14 protein-coding genes are annotated in these 20581 nt (G+C 37.6%); 5 read left to right on the top strand and 9 right to left on the bottom strand.

The window, feature by feature from the left end; all coding sequences use genetic code 11:
• Positions 1 to 62: 62 nt before the first annotated feature.
• From AC0L7T_RS08985 to AC0L7T_RS08960, 6 genes are all read right to left on the bottom strand, one after another.
• Positions 63 to 1043, bottom strand: a complete 981-nt coding sequence (locus AC0L7T_RS08985) for an MlaD family protein (protein WP_473342223.1) — start codon at positions 1041 to 1043, stop codon at positions 63 to 65.
• Positions 1040 to 1792: an ABC transporter ATP-binding protein gene (locus AC0L7T_RS08980; RefSeq protein ID WP_473342222.1), complete on the bottom strand. Its 753-nt coding sequence runs from the start codon at positions 1790 to 1792 to the stop codon at positions 1040 to 1042. The genes AC0L7T_RS08985 and AC0L7T_RS08980 overlap by 4 nt, the downstream gene beginning before the upstream one ends.
• Position 1793: 1 nt before the next feature.
• Positions 1794 to 2591: an MlaE family ABC transporter permease gene (locus AC0L7T_RS08975; protein WP_473342221.1), complete on the bottom strand. Its 798-nt coding sequence runs from the start codon at positions 2589 to 2591 to the stop codon at positions 1794 to 1796.
• A gap of 57 nt (positions 2592 to 2648) precedes the next feature.
• Positions 2649 to 3017, bottom strand: coding sequence for a response regulator (locus AC0L7T_RS08970; RefSeq protein ID WP_473342220.1), 369 nt, complete (start codon positions 3015 to 3017; stop codon positions 2649 to 2651).
• A gap of 951 nt (positions 3018 to 3968) precedes the next feature.
• A complete protein-coding gene (locus tag AC0L7T_RS08965) occupies positions 3969 to 6845 on the bottom strand; it encodes a PD-(D/E)XK nuclease family protein (RefSeq protein WP_473342219.1) in 2877 nt (958 codons plus the stop codon).
• A complete protein-coding gene (locus AC0L7T_RS08960; RefSeq protein WP_473342218.1) occupies positions 6846 to 10061 on the bottom strand; it encodes a UvrD-helicase domain-containing protein in 3216 nt (1071 codons plus the stop codon).
• A gap of 163 nt (positions 10062 to 10224) precedes the next feature.
• Here AC0L7T_RS08960 and AC0L7T_RS08955 point away from each other — a divergent pair, with 163 nt between their 5' ends.
• Positions 10225 to 11001 carry a YdcF family protein gene (locus tag AC0L7T_RS08955; RefSeq protein WP_473342217.1) on the top strand — a complete coding sequence of 259 codons (777 nt, stop codon included), beginning with the start codon at positions 10225 to 10227 and terminating at the stop codon, positions 10999 to 11001.
• Between the two features lie 133 nt (positions 11002 to 11134).
• Here the strand turns inward: AC0L7T_RS08955 and AC0L7T_RS08950 are convergent, their stop codons facing one another.
• The 3 genes from AC0L7T_RS08950 to AC0L7T_RS08940 form a co-directional block, all read right to left on the bottom strand.
• Positions 11135 to 11593, bottom strand: a complete 459-nt coding sequence (locus AC0L7T_RS08950; RefSeq protein ID WP_473342216.1) for a CBS domain-containing protein — start codon at positions 11591 to 11593, stop codon at positions 11135 to 11137.
• Positions 11594 to 12031: 438 nt separating this feature from the next.
• A complete protein-coding gene (locus AC0L7T_RS08945) occupies positions 12032 to 12784 on the bottom strand; it encodes a copper homeostasis protein CutC (protein ID WP_473342215.1) in 753 nt (250 codons plus the stop codon).
• Positions 12785 to 12795: 11 nt separating this feature from the next.
• A complete protein-coding gene (locus tag AC0L7T_RS08940; RefSeq protein WP_473343359.1) occupies positions 12796 to 13788 on the bottom strand; it encodes an isoaspartyl peptidase/L-asparaginase family protein in 993 nt (330 codons plus the stop codon).
• Positions 13789 to 14169: 381 nt separating this feature from the next.
• Between AC0L7T_RS08940 and AC0L7T_RS08935 the strand changes: the two genes are divergently transcribed.
• The 4 genes from AC0L7T_RS08935 to AC0L7T_RS08920 all read left to right on the top strand — a co-directional run bounded on the left by AC0L7T_RS08935 (position 14170) and on the right by AC0L7T_RS08920 (position 20580).
• Positions 14170 to 15414 carry an ROK family protein gene (locus AC0L7T_RS08935; RefSeq protein WP_473342214.1) on the top strand — a complete coding sequence of 415 codons (1245 nt, stop codon included), beginning with the start codon at positions 14170 to 14172 and terminating at the stop codon, positions 15412 to 15414.
• Between the two features lie 24 nt (positions 15415 to 15438).
• Positions 15439 to 17766, top strand: a complete 2328-nt coding sequence (locus tag AC0L7T_RS08930) for a glucosamine-6-phosphate isomerase (protein WP_473342213.1) — start codon at positions 15439 to 15441, stop codon at positions 17764 to 17766.
• Positions 17767 to 17921: 155 nt separating this feature from the next.
• The gene (locus AC0L7T_RS08925; RefSeq protein WP_473342212.1) at positions 17922 to 18821 is read left to right on the top strand and encodes an ROK family protein; all 900 of its coding nucleotides are present in this window, start codon (positions 17922 to 17924) and stop codon (positions 18819 to 18821) included.
• 373 nt (positions 18822 to 19194) lie between these two features.
• A complete protein-coding gene (locus AC0L7T_RS08920) occupies positions 19195 to 20580 on the top strand; it encodes a vanadium-dependent haloperoxidase (protein WP_473342211.1) in 1386 nt (461 codons plus the stop codon).
• Position 20581 lies beyond the last annotated feature (1 nt).

The following is a 20581-nucleotide window of genomic DNA, read 5'->3' as shown; positions in this document are numbered from 1 at the left end:
AAGGTATTCCTATCAATTATGGGGCCATAAAAAAAGCGGAAACAAGTTCCGCTTTTAAAATTCTATTGGTTTTCTGATTCAGCATCTGCCTTGTCTCTTTTTCTAAAAGATTTTCTAAAAAACCAGTGATAACGCAAGGCTTCCAATGTTTCGTTCATCCTTACTGTTCCGGTATCTAAACTACTCATCGAGCTTTTCAAAGCGGCTGCAAATTTTTCATCATTAAGCAGCATTCCAACAGCATTGTCTGTTTCATTGAGGTTCTCACTTACTTTACTGAAATTTTTAGCAGCAGTACTTGCTTCTGCAGAAGTATTTTCGAGACTTTCAGCAGTAGTTTTTAAGCTTGAGAAAAGGGTAGTGTCATTTAACATTTGATCTACAAGTCCTCCCTTTTGATTAAGTTCGTTGGAAAATTTAGCCAGGTCAGCAGTCATTCTATTACTATTAACGGCTGTTCTTTCGAGGTTTTGCATAACTGCCTTAAAATTTTTCACCAACATACTGTCGGTCAATACAGCGCCAACTATACCTTCTCCACTGGATATTTTATGAGTTAGTACTTTCAAGTCTTCTGTGATCGACACAAGGTTATTATTGTTTACCTGCAATGTTTCCATCATCTTGTCTGTATCCAATGGCATCTCAGCGGTTAGCTTATCACCATCTTCAATAGAAGGTCCTTGACCTGTACCTCCATAGATTACAATAATCTTATTTCCTATTAGTCCATCTGAACTAATGGTAGCTTTAGAGTTCTTTTTTATGTAATCCTTTGAAGAAGATTCAATATTCATTTCAATTTCTACCTGAGAATCACCGTAAAAATTGATTTTCTTCACTGTTCCAATTTTCACACCCGAGAACCAAACATTGTTACCAGTTTGTAAACCTCCTACATCATCGAAGACGGAAGTTACCCGAATACTCTTAACAAAGGCTTTTTGTTGTGCTCCAAGAGTAAGAATGCCAACAACCAGTATTGCGATCCCAACTAACACAAATATGCCAACCGTTACAGATCTTTTATTTTCATTTCTCATTGTTCGATGAAATTATAGTCATAAAATGATTTTACTCTGCCATCTACGGCATGTTCAAATACCTCTTCAAATTTTCCAGTATTCCCAAAGTGCCCATCCAGAAGCACGGCCATCCTGTCTCCTGTCACCTTAGCACATGTTAAATCATGCGTGATAATGATAGAGGTGGTTTTGTACTCCTCATTTACTTGATTGATCAGGTTGTTTATATCCATGCAGGTTATGGGATCCAAACCAGCGGTGGGTTCGTCATAGAGCATAATGGCTGGCTTTAGAATAAGTGTTCTGGCTATACCAATCCTTTTCCTTTGCCCTCCTGATAATTCCGACGGCATTTGATTTATGGTTTGAATGAGGCCAACACCTTCCAAAACTTCCTCCACCAATTTATCTTTATCCACTTTGCTAAGGTTTTTTACATTTCTTACCAAAGGAAATTCCAAATTTTCTCTTACAGTCATGCTGTCATACAATGCACTTGCCTGAAAGGAAAACCCGATTTTAAGTCTTAATTCATTGAGACTTTTTGACTTTAATTGACTCACTTCTTGTCCCAAAACAATGGCTGAACCACTATCCTGAGTAAGTAAACCAACCATGATTTTAATCAAGACTGATTTTCCGCTTCCTGACTTACCTAATACCACCAGATTTTCTCCACGGTATAGGTCCAAATTGACATTCTTTAGAACGTGCATATCCCCAAAAGACTTTGAGAGCTCTCTAATTTCGATTACTGTATCTTTCATATTATAACTGCCTAAAGAAATTGGTGATCTGTAAGGATAACAATTCTTCAATAAATATTAAAAACATGGCCATAACTACAGCCGAATTCGCTGCTTTACCCACTCCCTCTGTGCCTTTGGTTGAATTATATCCTTTATAACAACCAACGATACCAATGGTAAAGCCGAACACCAGTGATTTAACCATTGAAGAGGAGATGTCTAGAAATGAGATGGAATCAAACACTTGAACAAAGAAAGTGTTGATACTTACCTTCTCATTTACATTAACATTTAAAAAAGCTCCCATAAGGGCCAAAAAATCGGTATAGAGGACCAAAATTGGGATCATAAATGTACTCGCCAAAACCCTGGTTACAACAAGAAATTTAAAAGGGTTGGTAGCAGACACTTCCATTGCATCAATTTGTTCCGTAACCTTCATTGATCCGATTTCTGCCCCAATACTAGACCCCACCTTTCCTGCAGCAATAAGTGCGGTAACCAAAGGCCCCATCGCTCTGACAACGGCAATCGAAATCAAGGCTGGCAACCAGGATGTGGCACCAAACTCTGAAAGTGAAGGCCTTGACTGATTGGTAAAAACTATTCCTACTATAAACCCTGTAAGGGATATTAAAGGCAGGGAATTATAACCGATGCGATAACATTGCCGAATTACCTCCTTAAACTCATATGGAGGAATCCAAACCTCAACAAAAAATTTCTTAAGAAACTTAAACGCCCTTTCTAGTCCAACGAAAAACTTATCAATTCTTGTACTAAATACTTTATCATTGCCTTTGAGGTTTTCAGCCATATTATTGATATATTTAATTCAAATGATTAAACGGAATTCTAAAATCAACCAATAATTTTAATCGGCCAAAAGTTCCCTGAAATTTTGTTCTTTTATTGGTTTAATCAAGAATCCACTTATCTGCTTAAATTCCTTGCTTTTATTCAAATCACCTGGATCAATTGATGCGGTAAGCATTTTAACGTTTACTTTAATACCTTTGGCTTCCATCCGCTTCAGAAAGTCCCATCCATCCATTTTAGGCATGTTTATGTCCAATAAAATTACATCCGTGTAATTATTACTTAACCATTCTAAAGCATCAAAAGGATCTTCAAAAAAAAACATTTTTAATCCCCGGTTCATTTTTTCTAAAATTCGCTTGTTGATCATGTGTTGAACCTTGTCATCATCAACAAATACAATTGTCTTCTTATCCTGCTCCACCTATAACTAATTTTCTAACATTTGTGTTTTCTTTCTTTCGATTTCCTCTTTAATTCTCATTAGCTCCACTTCTCAAAACACCCTAACAAAGGCAATTTAAACTAACTTAAAACCCTAATGATAGTCTATAAAAATAATAAAAATTAGAAAATCACTCTAATATTAACCCAAAATTAACATTAACCGTTCTATTAATTGGCCTAATCACTTCCCGAAAAAAGTTTGGGGCAGATTACTGCGAATTCATTTAAAGTCAGTTTTAATTATGAGTTCCTATTTCACCTACTGAAACAATTGATTTTCAAATTCATTTTAGTTTACTCCTACCATTTAACCGCTATTTAGGTTTGGATGTTCCTTAATTTTCAGAAAGATAACCCAAGTATATTTTTTATGCGGCTGTTTCCAATAAAAAAAACCAACAACATGATTTATTTTGTTGTTATACAGAAAAAATCCTGCCAATATCTGGTATGAATCTGAAAAATAAATTTTTCTTCTTTTTTTTAGAAATTAACCTTCCTCTGTAAGATTCTTTTAATAACAGAATATCCAACTTATTTTGATCCTTACCCCACTTAAAATCAATCAATTGTTTCAATTCTATCTTCACCAAAATAGGTTGATTATCAAATCGTACTAATAATAGATAGGCTATAACATTATGAAACCAGTTCAAAATCAGTCTATCATTGCTGTTTCTTGTGATTGCAACATTTTCAGTCAGAAGACAGGAAATCCTATAGCATAATCTAAGTGAAACCAAAAAAGGAAAAAGTCATAAAACCCCAATCCTATTGGGGTATATATGCTCAATTATAATTCCTTGTCGCAAAAATACAGATTTTATGCCCTAACACGCAAACTATTATCCTTCTTTAAACAAATCAATTGATACCTTTGCATTAGACTTCTCGAATTGTCAACAAAATTTTCCACTGATAAAGCAAATCATCTTGAACAGATATTTGCATATGGACAATATTGACATTTTTTAATGTCCGTTGTTTGATCAAATGCCTGGTCTTTATCAAATATTTCTTCCAAGGTTTTTTTAAGCTGGCTAACGTAATTCTCTCTATATACCGAGTAATCTGTTACTTCCGCTTTTTCTCTAGGTCCAATAACTTCTTGAAGGTAAGGGTTAAAATCCTCTTTAAATATTTCACGTAAATTAAACAAAGCTGGCTTTAGCTTGTGCTTATTGTCAGGGAAGTTGGCTTCGTACAATAAACCGTAGAAGAAAGTTTGCATCGCAGCTTTATTCCTATTGGAATCATCCCTATCAAACAAACTTTCAATGCCTTTAAAAGTTTTATTGTCCTGTCCAGATTTATAATCAATCAACCTCACTGTTTCACCTATGCGGTCTACCCTATCAATAATACCTCCTAGAGCCACATCAATTTTTCCCTTATCGGTATTTATAGGTACAAAGGCTTTGTATTTTCTCCCTGCTTCCAGGGAAATAATTTCAAAGGGAGCTGACTCTTCGTCTTTTATCAAAACTCCCTGTAAATATTTTTGCAAAACATCTCTTGCGATCACCAATTGCCCTGTTAGTTTTTGGATACCTTTATCCTCCAAAAAATATTGCTTTTTAATCGCATTCATAACCGCTGGATACACAAAATCCTTTAGCCCCTGAATATCCGTTTTCTCTACAATTTTACGTTTTTTCCTTTCTATATAACCCATGTATAGGTTTTCCAGAGACATGTGAACGAGATTTCCAAAAATCGCTGGATCCACTTCCTCCTGAACCTCCTCCGGAACTTCTATCCCTGCTATATAATTAAGGTAAAACTTAAGTCTACAATCCAGCCAGACATTAATTGCCGACGGCGAAAAAGATATTGGCTCCCTCTCACCACTTGTAGGTTTAGCGTATCTCATTAAATGAGACAATATGGCTTCCTCTTTTTGTATGGAGATCGGCCTTGTTGCTGTCAAATTTACCGGGATATGGGTAATGCTGTCCTCCTTTTGAATACCTTCCTGATTCATTTCTATTTGAAGCTGATGGATATACCGACTCTTTTCGCTTACCTGCCCTTGGGTACCAGCTGTAGTATAAAGTAAATGAACATCTTCTGCCTCATGCAAAAGCCGATAAAAAGTATAGGCATAAATCGCATCGTTTTGCTCTTGAATAGGCATACCAAAGGCCTTCCGAAGATTAAAAGGAATCATTGAGTTCATAGAACCTGAAGGTGGAAAACTTCCTTCATTCATATTGCAAATAATGACCCTTTTAAAATCAAGGTTCCTGGATTCCAATACACCCATTAATTGAAGCCCCTCTAAAGGTTCTCCTTTAAAAGGAAGTTTTATCTCTCCAAAAACCTGCCTAAAAATTCTTAGAAGAAAAGCAATATTGACTTCTTCCTTAATCTCTTTTTCAACAATAGCTTTAAGCCTGTTCATTTGCTTGAAACATTGATAAAGATAGGTCCGCTCCATACTATTTTCCTCTAATGGCTCTGCCAGCATTTGGATTAGCCCTAGCATGTTATCCATTAAGTTATCGGTAGTCATTTGCTGAAAAACTTTTGCAAATAAGGGGCCGCCAACTGCTAAGGCTGATGTAGAAATGTACAAAGTATTGGTGCGTGCAAAATCCTCTATTAGATTTTTTGAAAACTCAGGGGCAGCGTCATATAAATAGACAGTGGATAAGAGTTCTTTAACAGGCTTATGATAAAACATTGGCTCCTCGTTCACAACCCTTGTGTATTTCTGCAAGTCCACAACTGCCTCCAAAAAGGTAAATACAGGTGTATGCTTGACTGGATACCCCATGGTAACGTTTACCTTATTGACCTTGTCTGGCAAAAGATTTAAAACAGGAAAAAGAAGTTGCTCATCAGGTAAAATAACTACCGTCTCCTCCCAATTTTGTTCTATATCAGGAATGGCCTCTAAAATTGCTCCTACCATATTGGCCTGGTTAATTTTTAAGGGTACAGCATAGGTCTGAACTTTTCTTTTGTTTTCTTCAATGCGTCCAGGTGTAATTTCAGGAAATGTTGGGCCTAGTACCTTGTCTTTTTTGTAATCTCTAAAAAACATACCAGCCTCCTGGTTTAGCGCATTCAAATAATACCGATCAATGTCCCAAAAAATGGTAGCACCAAAATTTTCAACATAATGTTTTATAAGCTTTTCTTCTGCCCCAGTAAATGCATTAAAGCCAACGAAAACAGTCTCCAATTCCGAAGACTCCACTTTACCCAAACCTTCGGCCACTTCTCGGTATATGCTGCCGCCATAAGCCAGTCCTAATGTTTTGAGAGAAGAATTAAACTGATTGTACAATGGGAATAAAACATCCCAAAACCTTAAAAATTTCTCTTGATGAAACCTGTCCCTGCTTTCGAAAGATGCCCAAAATGCCTGGATCAGTTCGATTTGAGTGGACGAAAGAAAACTCCAATCGCTTTCAAGAATTTTTTGTTCTTTTAGGTTGATGAACAATTTCTCAGGGTTAACCATAAATTGATCAAGATCATTAAAGTCTTTAAGGATCATTTCTCCCCAAAAATAAAACCTGTCAAAACTCTCGTTACTACCAGAAAGTGATTTAAACACCTTATACAGCTCATAAATTAGCGTCAGCTTATCTGCAGGTCGCTTCCCAGCGATATCATAGAAAAAATCCTCAATGGTTATTACCCTGGGCATATAAGTCGGCTGAGTAATCAATTGTCCCAGGTACTTTGTAAAAAATAATCCGGCCCTCCTATTGGGCAATATTACTTGAATATTTTTTAGGTCGTTTCCCTTCTGCAATAAATCAGCCGCAGTGCGCTTTAAAAATCCATCCATTTATACAACCTTTACTATTGAACCACTTTCTATATAACAGATAAACCCTCTAATGACTTTCTCCTTTTCAATACTTTTCACTAAGGCCACATAATCCAATACCTGAGTCTTATGTGAGGCTCTTTCTTCACCTGTTTTAAAATCTACTACCTCAATACCATTCGGATAGTAAATAATCCTATCGGGTCTCTTGAACTCTCCTCCCGGAAGATATATTCCCTGCTCAGTAAGGACTTTTCCTGAACCGTCAAACCAGGAATTAAATATGGGGTGTTGGCAGAGCTTATCAAACTGAATTTCTAGGGATTTCTTTTCCTCATCGGTAACAGCTCCATCAAAATACATGGATTGGAGTTCAAGCAAGAAATCTGACTTAGTTTGGGATTTTTCAATTATCCGATGTACCAATACACCAAACTCCCTCTTAGAAACAATTTCAGAGGCTTCAAATTCGCCAAACACCTGCTTTACTTTCAAGGATTTTTCCCATGGCCTATATTTCCACACCATGGCCTGTGCAGGGGTATCGACAGCTTCCTTTGCTTCATTTTGGTGCCAATCTCCTAAATCAAACGTTAATTTTTCACTATTATAATACCTCTCAAAGTCCAATAATTCATCTCCCTGAACTTTGAAATCCATGATTTCTCGCAATAAATCGGCCACCGTTGTCAATTTCTTGGTCTTGCTAGGTTTACTGTAAGGGACCATTCCCAGGAGAACCTCCTCCGCCCTAGTGAATGCCACATATAGCATATTAAGAGAATCAAGATGATGCAAAAGGTTTTCTTCCAGGTAAGCGGCTGAAAAGGCGGAATCAAGAAGTTGGGGCCTTAGGGTTAGTGGGATAATAGCAGGTGGTAACCTTTCATCCCAATCGTATTTTGTCCAAATGATATTTTCTTTCCCTGTATCAAATAACTTCCAATCCAGATAAGGCAAAAGAACTACTTTATATTGTAAGCCTTTGGATTTGTGAATGGTTTGGATGCGAATAGCATCAAATTCTTCTGGGATTTTCACAGTTCTTTTGTAACCCTGCTGCTCCCACCAGTTGAGGAAACCGCCAAGATCCGCTCTATTTTTTGAAATAAAGTCAAATACCGCCTCCTTAAACCCCGACAAATAGGCAAGTTCACCTGTCCCTTCTTCATTCAACCCAATAAGATCAATCAAAGCTTCAAGCAAATCCATTAGAGGCAATTTGCGGAAGGTTGGAAGTTGGCTAAAAAGCTTTTCTTTCAATTCTTGAAAAGTTTCCGGAAGGCTATCTTGCTTGAATAAAACATGATCAAAAGGTATGTTTCTGATCCTTGCCAATTGGATCCAAAAGGTTTTTTCAGCAAGTGAATCTTCCGCATCATTTATAATTTGAAGAGCCGCCAAAAGACATTTCACCACGGTGGCTCTGGTAAGAAATAATGCCTCATCAGACAGCACATCATACTTGTAATTATTGCCCTTATTATCTTCAGCATAGGCCATAAATGCATCAGCAATCTGCGCAGCCTGTCCATTCTTTCTAACGAGAATAGCGATGTCTTTCAATTGATAGCCCTGATCCAGCAGGCCCTCCACCTGGCCTGGCAGCAACCTTAGAATTTCATCCTCATATTTGGTTTCTTTATCTGTTTCTATAAAAGCCAACTTTACCTTCCCATTGATCCCTTTCGCTTTTTGTTTGGGAGCTACCTTCTGTAAAATATCAGCATAAGCCTCTTCGATCATTTCCATTGAAGGATCGCCCAACGTTGCCTTTAAATGTTCACTTAAAAATTTAGACATTTTTAGAAAAAGCGTATTGTTAAAAGCAACAATATTGGGTAAACTCCTGAAATTGGTGTCCAATTTTTTAACATTCAAACCAAAATGCCCTAGATCAATTTCTACCTGTTCCATCAGCAGGCGCATTTCTCCTCCCCGCCAGCGATAGATAGATTGTTTCACATCTCCTACGACTAGATTGGTTTTACCCATGGAAAGGGTATTGAGCAAAAGTGGACGGAAACTTGCCCATTGAAATCCGGAGGTATCCTGAAATTCATCCAGTAAGAAATGTTGATAGCGATTGCCCACTTTTTCATAGATAAAGGGGGCATCATTGTCACTGGTGATTGATTTAAGAAAGTCATTGGTTTCAGAAATCAACAGCATATTTTCTTCTTCCTTCAATTCCTTCAGTTCCCTAAGAAGATAACCAAATAGGCCAAAACTATAAAGATTCTTAGAGATCGCATCCAAGGTGTTCCAATGCTTTTTCATCGGTGCAAATTGCTGCATGATCTCCCCCAGACCTTCATAATAGGCTGCCTCAATTGCGGCTTTCGACTTGCTGGTTTTGGTATACCAACCCTCTGGACCAAGCAACAGTTTTTCCTGAAGACCAGTAAGTATTGGTACAGGCTCGGTTTTATCTCCTAATTGATCAAATTTCCTACTAAATGACCTTGTACCACCAGAAAAATCCTCCCAAACCAGACCGTTTTTATCTCTAATTTCTTGAGCCGATGACCTTAGTTCTAAGGCTTTATCAATGATCACTTGCTTTTGTTCAAATATAAAGTTCTTGAATTTTTGAAATGTTTCAGGATTCTTCAAAAAGGCATTTACTTCCTTTTGGACCATTTTAAAATCCTCCAGAAAGATTTTCTTCCCAAGATCTTCTACTGAGGCTCTTACATCCCAGGACTTGCCTTCGGTAATTTTGCTTATGGAAAATTCAACCATCCACTTGTGTAACTCAGGATCATCTGCTACGCGTAGCATTAACCTATCCACCATCCTGCCCATTACACCATCAAGATCCATTTCTACATCAAATTTGGCTTGTAAATCAATTTCTCTTGCAAAAGCCCTGATTACTTTCTGGAAAAAACTATCAATGGTGCTCACTGAAAAAAAGCCGAAATCATGAAGAATTGCCGAAAGAACTTCACCAGCCCTCTTAGACAATTCTGCAGGTTTTAGCTGCCATTTTTCCAAAAGCTCTTTGTCCATTGTCTCAGATTCATCTACACCTTGTTTAAGTCTTTTTAACTCATTGATGATTCTGTCCTTCATCTCCTGGGTCGCCTTATTGGTAAAAGTAACTGCCAGAATTCGCCTAAATGCAATAGGAGATTCAAGAGCTAATTTGAGGTAGGCTGTGGTAAGGGTATAGGTTTTACCTGATCCAGCAGATGATTTATAGATTTGTAAGGGCGTTTCTGTGATCATTTAATTCAATCGGTTAAGGAATCGATAACACAAAGTTGACACTTTACCATTTCATGCAAAGTGAAGTTATGAAGAAAAGTTTCAGACAATAGCTAAATAATGAATATTTTTGAAAATGAAATCAAGGTAAAGTTTCCTACGTCTTACTCAAATCAATAATAAAATGTTTTTTTATATTTCTCAGTTATTTAGTTTTTTAATAATGCCTTTTAATATCTGCATGGTACTTATCATTTTGGGCTATGTCTTTTTAAAAAGATCTTGGGGGAAAAAAGTATTACTGGCTGGAATTGTACTGCTACTGTTTTTTTCAAATTCCTATATAGCCAATCTGGTCATTTATAATTGGGAGCCTGAACCGAAGAATTTTTCCTCTATGCCTACTTACGAATTAGGGGTGGTTTTAACAGGAGTAACCCATATCGACAAACTTCCTAAGGACCGAACTTATTTTGCAAGAGGAGCAGATAGGGTCACCCACACTATACAATTGTACAAAATGGGGAAAATAAAGAAAATTCTGATTTCTGGAGGGCTTGGTTTTAATCCGGTTCATCCACTTTCTGAAGCAGAATCTTTGAGGGATTTTATGGTTTGGGCAGGTGTGAACAAAGCGGATATTATCGTAGAAACCAAGGCGGTCAATACTCATGAAAATGCGTTGTTTAGCGAAAAAATAATTACGTCTGATGAAATAGGGTTAGATCAGCCAAAACAGTTGTTATTGATCACCTCAGCTTTTCATATGAAAAGAGCTGAGGCATGTTTTATAAAAGTTGGTCTACACCCCGATACTTTTCCAGTAGATTTTTATGGAAAAAATCCGAAAGCTGATTTTAAATCAATTTTTCAACCAAGTCTTCAGGCCATTATGGTATGGCACAAATTGATAAAAGAATGGGTGGGAATTGTAGTTTATTCTCTAGTTGGATATATTTAACCCAAAATATGCAATAGTTTTCTATTTTTACTAGGTAATCACATTCTTAAAAGAGTCAGAACAGCCTACTAGGAATCCTATTGCATAATCCGGATTTAATTTAGATTTTCAGCTCCACGGGAGCCAATTATTTTCACCATGTAGAAGCCTTCAGTTTAGGCATCGCCCTTACAATATCACTTACACTAATCTGACCTATTAATTTCTCATCTTTGACTACAGGAAATCTTCTAATTTTCATCGTCAAAAATCTATCTGCAGCATCAAATATTGAAATGTCCGGCGGTAAAGTAAATACTTGAGTTGTCATGTGTTCGGATACCGAAGCTGGGAATTTTGGAGTATTGGTATACTGTCCTTTAATTATTTCTTTAAGGCAGTCTCCTTCTGAAATCATCCCAACCAGCTTCCCATAATCATCCACTATAGGGGCACCTGAAATTCTCTTTCTTGTAAGAACCGTGATCACATGATCAATTGTGTCTCCGGGCTTAAAAGTAATCAAATTTGTTGTCATGAAATCTTGGACCAGAAATGGTTGGTCACTAATTTTTGGTGGGGCCATTCTTACCCCCTGAAAACTTTTCACCATCTTTTTATAGGGTTTATTGAGGGTATAATATATCATTTAAATCCCAAAAAAACAAATTATTAAACCATATAATGGCGTTGTATTAAAATAAAATTAAACTTAAATGGAAATATTAACACAGTATAATTGGAAAGCCTTTGACATTATCTGGCACTATACCTTGAATTGAAAGTACCCATTTATTCTAACAATAGCAGTTATAAAGGGGCAAAACCCCTTATTTCAAATTCTCCGCTGCAATGGCTCAAATGCTTTTTCTAGGTAGAGCGCTTATTTTTAAATTTCTATTCTCAGGATTTAATCTATAGTACATGCCCTGATATAAGATTTAGGAAGATTTGAGAATAGCAGCCAATGCTACTCCCTACCAGGTAAGTAGCTATTTAAAAAATCAACAACACCCGAAAGAGAATGCTTTCAATTCTTCTCAAATATTGGTTAAACCTCTTTAAGGAAGCGAACAACTTCGCGCATTAACTCAGGATCAATTGTCAATACCATCCCTTCCGTTTCTTCTGCCTGAGAAAGCTTTAAATGCTCATTGGAGCCATGCATTGAGGAGGATCTAAACTTCTTGCAGGAAACATGAATTTCTTTGAGTTTCCCTTCCTTGTTCAAGTGGGAAATATCCTGCAACATCAACCCACCTCCAGGCAGAATAATTACCCGTTCCTTTGCCATTTCAAGCAACTCAAGCAACAATGGTACCCCTTCCTTAACCCTATTTTCACCGCCTGAGGTCAGTATTCTTTTAAAGCCCAGTGCAATAATCTCCTCCAAGGCGGTGTGTTTATCCTTAACAAGATCAAAAGCCCTGTGAAAAGTGCAGGGCTTACCAGCAGCAACTTGAATCAATTCATTGCAATCGGACGAATTTACTTTAGCCTGCTTATTTAAAACTCCAAAAACGAATCCATCTGCTCCATGCTCTATAAAAGCTTTAATATCTTCTTTCATGACCAAGAGTTCTGATTCGCTATAGACAAAATCCCCACCTCGGGGTCTGATCATTACAAACACAGGCACCTTGACCTTATTTTTTATTACTTTTAATAAACCCAAACTTGGCGTGGTACCACCTTCCCCAAAATCAGCACAGAGTTCCAGTCTATCTGCACCATTTCCAACAGCAAGCATTGCTGCCTCAAGGGTGTAGACTGGGGATTCTATTAAAATACTTTTTTTCTTCATTGCATTAATTATTATTTAAACCAGCTATTTGAATCAACAAGTGCCTGATTATTCTTTTGGTGATGGGCAAAGTTAAATCCAGGTTGGATGGAAAATGCGCCAAACTCCCCCTCCTTATTTAATGCCAAAAACCCTATCTGTGTATTCTTCAAATCCTTACTTTTTGCTACCGCACGCTTCACAGCTTCCTCACATGCCTCTTGCGGTGTTCTTCCTTGCCGCATTAATTCCACAATAAGAAATGCACCGCATATGCGAATCACCTCTTCTCCCAAACCGGTAGCAGTAGCGGCACCAACGTCTCCATCAACGAAAAGCCCCGCCCCTATTATAGGGCTATCGCCTACCCTTCCATGCATTTTGTAGCCCAGCCCACTTGTGGTACAAGACCCCGCCATTTCACCACTAGCATCAATTCCAATCATACCGATTGTATCATGGTTTTCCACATTTATTATCGGTTTATATTTAGCCTTTCTTTTCCAATCCTCATAAGCTTTGGATGCATAGGGACTTAGCACCTCTTCTTCCAGTTGCATTCCTTCCTGAACAGCAAATTGCCTTGCACCTTCTCCCACCAACAATACGTGGGGTGTTTTTTCCATTACCATCCTTGCAAGCGCAATAGGATGTTTTATTTGCCTTACAAAAGCCACAGCACCACAAGATCCATCCCCTTTCATAATAGAGGCATCGAGTGTTACAATTCCCTCTCTATCTGGAATCCCATTTAGCCCTACTGAAAATACTCTTTTGTCGATTTCTGTCACTTTCACTCCTTCCTCAACCGCATCCAGGATGCTCCCATCGGCTGATAAAATTTCCCATGCCTTGTCATTGGCTGCCATGCCATGGTTCCAGGTTGAAATTACTTGTGGTTTAGCAATCAGCTGACCGTTGTTTGTAATTCCTCTAAAGGCTTTTCCAGCCACCTGATTTGAAATTGGGGCTAACGCCAAAGAGGTGAGTAATGATTTTTGAAGAAATTTCCTTCTACTTTTCATACATTTATTTTGTTTCTTGCTATAACTTAAACTAAACGCTAAATAGCCAATAGCAATTCTATTGACTGATGTAATCACATCCTGAAAAGGATCAGGACAATCAATTTTAAACCTTAATGCATAATCCGAATTTATAAGCAAGGAAACAAACATGATTATTTTTTTTCAAAGAAAAGCTTGACTTTAGTGATTTTATAAATAATTTGAAATCCCAATAACCTCCCACAAAGAGATAAAGAGCTATTAGTCACACTATCTTGAAAAATAAAGAGAAAAAGTGGTCTTCAACTTTATCACGAACTTATTTGAAAATGTAAATTTTTTTAAATAAGTTGCCTTAATTAAATAAAATTTTTATTATTTTGCATCAAAGTTTATCCCATGAATTTAATAGACCCGAAGATAGTACTGGATAAGAAAGAAGGTGTAGTTGAGATCAAAAACTATATCAATAAACTTAAAATTGTAAAAGAGTTATATACTCTTGGAAACAATACTGCCAGCAATATTTGTCAATTGGTAGGCATTAGTTTGCCAACAGTCAATCTATTATTGACCGACTTATTGGAAGAGCAGATAATAATAAAAGAAGGAAGAGGTCAATCACAAGGAGGAAGAAAACCTGATTTATACGGCCTTGCACCTGATTCTTTCTATATTTTAGGCATTGATTTGAATAGGTTTGGAGCAAAGGCTGCAATATACAATACTAAAAATGAAAAGGTAAGTAAAATAAGTTCCATCAAATTATCCTTGAATAATGAATTGGAGACTTTGGATGCCATTTATGATTTCTCAATGAAAATCATAAATTCATCTGGAATTCCAGAAGAAAAAGTAATCGCAGTTGGAATAAGTATGCCAGGGTTGGTAGACAGTGTTTCTGGGATAAATCATACCTACTTGAAGTCTGGTAAAAAAACTTTAAGGGAACAGTTGGAAGATAAGTTTGGTAGAAAAGTATTTATAGAAAACGATGCAAGGGCAAAAACGCTTGCTGAGTTTAAATTTGCCAACAAAGGCACCAACAAAAATGTGATGGGCATTTTTGTAGATTGGGGCATAGGGCTTGGAATCATTATAGATGAAAAACTATACAGGGGTTATTCAGGATTTGCTGGTGAGTTTAGCCACTCGCCTTTATTTGATGCAAAGGAAATAAGTTGCACTTGTGGCAAAAGAGGCTGTTTGGAAGCCGTGGCTTCAGGCGGAGCAGTAGTTAGGTTGGCCAAAGAAGCGATATTACTGGACAAAGATTCCATTCTCTCCAAGCTGGCTGACGGTAAGGGGGAGAACCTTGAACCTTCCACAGTGGTGGAAGCTGCGATTGCTGGAGACCAAAGGGCCATCAGTATTTTGTCAGATGTTGGTTTAGATTTAGGTAGGGGAATTGCCATTTTAATTCAGCTGTTAAATCCCGAATTGATTATTTTAGGTGGAGCCATTGCAGAGGCCAAGCAATACATCACTACACCTATTCAACAGGCTTTGAATATCTACAGCATGGCCAAATTAAGAGAAAAAACCTCAATAGAACTTTCTCAATTGGGTATGGAAGTTGGGCTTAAAGGCGCCATTGCCATAGTTAATGAGCATATTTTTGAGGACACAATAAATTCACAATAGAATAAACAAATTAGATACAAGCATATGTTAGCGAATTATCCACTTTCGAAGACTGAAGAGGCTTTCTTTAGAGATTCTGATATTGAAAAAATCACCACCAAAATTCCTTATTTAGCGGTTGATAATTTCCCTAAGCTAGGTTTACTTACAGCCTGCCGCTTCTTAGAATGGGTTTCTACGAATCCTGAAGGAGTAATTAGTTTACCTACAGGTAAAACACCTGAGTATTTTATCAAATGGACAAAATTTCTTCTTGAGAACTGGGAGGAAAAGAAAGGGCTTGATATTAGAAAAAAATATGGGTTAATTGACTGCAATAAGCCTGTATTAAAAGATCTCCATTTTGTTCAAATTGATGAATTCTATCCGATTTCTTCCGCGCAAAACAACAGTTTTCATCATTATGTAAATAAATTTTATATTGAGGGTTTTGGCTTGGATCCAAAAAAAGCCCTGCTTATAAATTGTGATGAAATAATACTTGCTGAAGGTAAAAGCTATAAAGAAGTTTTTCCAGATTCTAAAGTGGACTTGACTTTGAGGTTTAGAGAATATAAAACTCCTCAAGAAAAATTACAACAGGATTCCATCTATCTGATCGACCAATGGTGTGGACAGTACGAAGCGAAAATTCGTGAAAAAGGAGGAATAGGCTTCTTTGTAGGGGGCATAGGTCCTGATGGTCATATTGCCTTCAACACACGTGGTTCAGACATTTTTTCTACCACCAGGCTTACAGAAACAAACTTTGAAACGCAAGCTGTAGCTGCAGGTGATTTAGGTGGTATAGAAATATCTGCCAACCGTCTTGTCATTACAATTGGCTTGGATACAATTGTCCATAACCCTGATGCTGTTGCTATCATTATCGCTGCAGGAGAAGCCAAGGCAGGAATAGTGAAACAATCATTGGAATTGTCAATGACCAATGTGTACCCTGCCACTGTATTGCAGAAATTAAAGAACGGAAGGTTCTTTATCACAAAAGGGGCTGCCTCAAAATTAACGGACAGTACAGACCAATACTACTTCAAAGGAGAATGGAATGACACAAAAACAGAACGATCCGTTTTAGATCTTTGTAAGAAACTTCAAAGGTATGGTCATAGAATCACTCTTGAAGATCTTAAAGAAGACAAATACACCAGTCAGATTCCTGGATTGAATGAGCATACTGTAAAAAATGTAATCAAAAGTATCAGTGAGAAGATAGACAGGGGAATGAGTGAGGAGAAAAATGAAGTTTTCCTTCATACAGGACCTCACCATGATGATATTTCACTAGGAATATTGCCTCAAATCACCAAGCAATTACATGAAAACAGCAATGAAGCTCACTTTGCTGTCCTAACATCTGGATTCACGGCTGTAACGAACACCTTTGTTATAGAGACCCTTAGGAGTGCTAAGAGATTCTTGGACAATGGAAGAATTCAAATGGTTAAATTTGAAGATTTCTATTCATCTGGCTACAAGTTAAAGATGGACAAGGATGTTTACCATTATTTGACAAATGTGGCCTCTGACAATGCCGAAGAAAGGCTTAGAGGACTTTGTCATAGATTGGTTAGGGCCATCGTCTTTACCTTCGGAATCAAGTCTACCTTACAGCTTAGGGAACAGATAAATGAAATCATCACCGTTCTTAAGAATTCTTATGATGGTGAAAAGAACCCTAAGAACATTCAAACCTTGAAAGGAATGATCAGGGAGTTTGAAGAAGAACTTGTATGGGCTCATTTCGGTGTTCAGGTAAAAAATGTTCACCACCTAAGATTAGGATTCTACACAGGCGATATTTTCACCGAACAACCGGACAAGAAAAGGGATGTAGAACCTATCCTTAATATGCTTAGAGAAATTAAGCCTACAAAACTTAGTTTGACATTAGACCCTGAAGGCAGTGGCCCTGATACGCATTATAAAGTATTACAAGCAACGGCAGAAGCTATAAGGCAGTGGAGCTTGGAAGAAGACCTGAGTAATTTCAAAATAATAGGCTATAGAAATGTATGGTTTAAATTTGATGCAGCTGAATCCAATGTAATCGTTCCTGTTTCCTTAGGAGACATGTCAGTTATGGAAGATTCATTCTCAAACTGTTATATGAGCCAGGTAAATGCTTCATTCCCTAGTTATGCCCATAATGGGAAATTTAGTACCCTGGCCAAAAACACTTGGGTTGACCAACTTAGTGATGTTCAGTTGCTACTTGGTAAAAACTATTTCTACCAGCATCAATCTGCTAAGGTTAGGTCAAGCCATGGTCTGATCTTTTTTAGAGAAATGGAAGTGGAGGATTTCTTGGTTGAGGCAAGAGAGTTAGAGAAGTCTACAGAAGGCATGCTCTAACTAAATAATAAATCAAGTTCGCCTGTAAATTCATCACAGGTGAACTTGATATTTCACTACGCCTCAGGTAGTCTAATTGCCTGGATATTAATACTCAGGCGATTTGTTTGGATACATTAAAATTAATCAGGGATAACCTGAAATTAAGGAGTAAAATGAAAGGTAACAATATGGTTCTGGGATTGGATATAGGGGGTACAAAAATTAGTTCAGGATTATTTAGCGATGGAGGCTTAATAGAGAGCATGGAAATAAAAACGCCTGCAAATGCCCCTAAAGAAGAAATCCTAGAAACCATTTCTCAACAAATTGCTGCTTATAAACATTTCAATTTAAAAGCAATTGGGATAGGTATCCCCGGATTAGTTGATCCCATTCATGGGATCATTTATAATCTGGCCAATATCCCTTCCTTCCATAATGTTAACCTTAAGGAATATTTAGAAGAAAGATTCGGTATTCCTGTTGCTATCAATAACGATGCAAATTGCTTCGCTTTGGGGGAGTATAAATTTGGTGCAGCCAGTATTCATAAACATGTCATAGGTATAACCTTAGGTACCGGTATAGGCACCGGTATAATTGCCAATGGGCATCTGTATACTGGTAGGCTATGTGGTGCCGGTGAATGGGGAGCAATCCCTTATCTGGAGGGTACCTTTGAAGACTATTGTGGAAGTAAATTTTTTAAAGAAAGGTACAAAACAAGTGCTAAGAAGCTCTCCGTAAGAGCAAATGATGGGGATGAAGAAGCCATTGCTATTTTTTATGAATTCGGAAAGCATATAGGAGCCCTGATTTACAGGTTATTGTTGACTTTTGCACCCGAAGCCATTGTGATTGGAGGTTCTATAAGAAAAGCCTTTCCCTATTTTGAAAAAGGGGTTCAGGAAGTAATTGACGCATTCCCTTATCTACCAATTTCTGGAGACTTAAAGGTCTACGTTTCTTCATCAAATGATTCAGCCATTTTGGGTGCCATATCTCTTGTAGAAGAAAATCAGTACCTGATCAATGGTGACAAAAGCATTAATGTTCCAAATCCTCTGGTTTAAGGCTAAGCCTAGGGGAAACAAAAAAAATGGCTAATGTTAAATAACCGTTAGTTAGTTTATACCCAAGATTCGACCAGGATAAATTAAATTCAATCCTTCTTTTCTTAAGAGAGAAGTAAACTAAGCAAATTCTTCCCAGTTTTTTATCTCCCCTACTTGACGAAGTCAAATCTTGGTTTGAACCGAATGCAATTTCCAATTGCTTGGCTACTCATCCTTATTTAATATTCTAAAAACCAAATCGCAAATTCGGCTGAATATTCTACCGTAGATGCCATCATTAGTCAGGGATGGTTTTTCTATCCAAATTAGGGCTCTACTATTGAGCTTTAGCCTATTTTTGAATATATTTAACGACACATCTATACTCAATATGTCAAGAGGCAAAAACCCATTTATCCTAACCATCTTTTTCGTAGTACTCACAAGTAGCCTTTTTGCTCAAATCCCCCCTTCTGAAAAGGAATTTTTTGTTCGAGACAAGATGATTGAGCATCTTTTTTCCATTACAGATATAATGGTAACAGATGTTACAAGTCCACCAGGAGCCGCAAGGTTTTATGGCTATTCCCTCATGGCGGCCTACCTTGTGTACAATGATACTAAAGATTTAAACGAAGTCCCTCTACTTCAGCAGCTACAAAGCCCAATTGCTGAGCTAGACCCAGACTTGGCATTAGAAAAAGAAGGCATCAACCTGCCATTTGCAAGTACTTACGCAATGCTAGAGGTAGGTAAAAACATAATGCCTTCCGGTAAAAAATTAACGAGTGCCCAAGAAATCCTAACACATCAATATTCGAAAAAAAAGCTAATTAGGAAAAAAGCGTTAAAACGAAGTATCAATTATGCAGAAAAAATTGCAGCGGTAGTATTGAATTATGCCAAGGAGGATGGCTATCGACAACTTAGCACGCTTAAACGCTACAGCCCAACCAATGGACAGGGAAAATGGTACCCTACGCCTCCAGCCTACATGGCGGCAATAGATCCAGAGTGGCGAACGATCCGTCCCTTCTTTTTGGAAAACCTGCCTTCTTTTAGCCCACCTGCTCCTGCTGAATATTCAGAAGAAGAAGACAGTTCTTTTTTCACCCAATTGACTGAGATTTACGAAGTCACTACACAATTGACCGAAGAACAAAAGCTTATCGCTAATTTTTGGGACTGTAACCCTTTTAATGTCTCCTATAGTGGACACATGGCCATTGGCCTTAAGAAAATTTCTCCAGGTGGACATTGGATGGGGATTACTGGGATTGCCAGTCAGAAAGCAGAATTGAGCTATGAGGAAAGCCTATACATTCACACCCTTGTAGCCATGGGGCTTCATGATGCTTTTATTAGTTGCTGGGACGAGAAGTACAGAAGTGACAGGATTAGACCCATTACAGCTATTAACAAGCTTATAGATGAAGCATGGCGTCCTATACTACAAACCCCTCCCTTTCCTGAATATACCAGTGGGCATAGTGTGATCTCAAAAGCTTCTGCTGTTTTGCTAACTTCCTATTTTGGGGAAGATTTTAATTTTATAGATACTTCAGAGGTCTTCTTTGGCCTTCCAGAGCGGGCATTCGATTCCTTTCTAAAGGCATCAAATGAAGCCGCAATTTCAAGGTTATATGGCGGCATTCATTTCAGAGATGCCATAGAGGTAGGAATGCAACAAGGGGAAAAAATCGCCAATTATATTTTGGAAAGAACAAATTCACACCCAAACCGCTTAATTGGGGCAACCCAAAACCCTGTAAAATAGC

This window comes from Cyclobacterium sp. 10D3-21, assembly GCF_055809755.1.
The sequence above is the reverse complement of the archived record's forward strand: the minus strand, read 5'-3'. Positions and strand labels throughout refer to the sequence as shown.

Coding starts and splice junctions, on each gene's coding strand:
- AC0L7T_RS08985 (WP_473342223.1), bottom strand. CDS start 1,043: ATGAGAAATGAAAATAAAAGATCTGTAACGGTTGGCATATTTGTGTTA.
- AC0L7T_RS08980 (WP_473342222.1), bottom strand. CDS start 1,792: ATGAAAGATACAGTAATCGAAATTAGAGAGCTCTCAAAGTCTTTTGGG.
- AC0L7T_RS08975 (WP_473342221.1), bottom strand. CDS start 2,591: ATGGCTGAAAACCTCAAAGGCAATGATAAAGTATTTAGTACAAGAATT.
- AC0L7T_RS08965 (WP_473342219.1), bottom strand. CDS start 6,845: ATGGATGGATTTTTAAAGCGCACTGCGGCTGATTTATTGCAGAAGGGA.
- AC0L7T_RS08960 (WP_473342218.1), bottom strand. CDS start 10,061: ATGATCACAGAAACGCCCTTACAAATCTATAAATCATCTGCTGGATCA.
- AC0L7T_RS08955 (WP_473342217.1), top strand. CDS start 10,225: ATGTTTTTTTATATTTCTCAGTTATTTAGTTTTTTAATAATGCCTTTT.
- AC0L7T_RS08950 (WP_473342216.1), bottom strand. CDS start 11,593: ATGGTGAAAAGTTTTCAGGGGGTAAGAATGGCCCCACCAAAAATTAGT.
- AC0L7T_RS08945 (WP_473342215.1), bottom strand. CDS start 12,784: ATGAAGAAAAAAAGTATTTTAATAGAATCCCCAGTCTACACCCTTGAG.
- AC0L7T_RS08940 (WP_473343359.1), bottom strand. CDS start 13,788: ATGAAAAGTAGAAGGAAATTTCTTCAAAAATCATTACTCACCTCTTTG.
- AC0L7T_RS08935 (WP_473342214.1), top strand. CDS start 14,170: ATGAATTTAATAGACCCGAAGATAGTACTGGATAAGAAAGAAGGTGTA.
- AC0L7T_RS08930 (WP_473342213.1), top strand. CDS start 15,439: ATGTTAGCGAATTATCCACTTTCGAAGACTGAAGAGGCTTTCTTTAGA.
- AC0L7T_RS08925 (WP_473342212.1), top strand. CDS start 17,922: ATGAAAGGTAACAATATGGTTCTGGGATTGGATATAGGGGGTACAAAA.
- AC0L7T_RS08920 (WP_473342211.1), top strand. CDS start 19,195: ATGTCAAGAGGCAAAAACCCATTTATCCTAACCATCTTTTTCGTAGTA.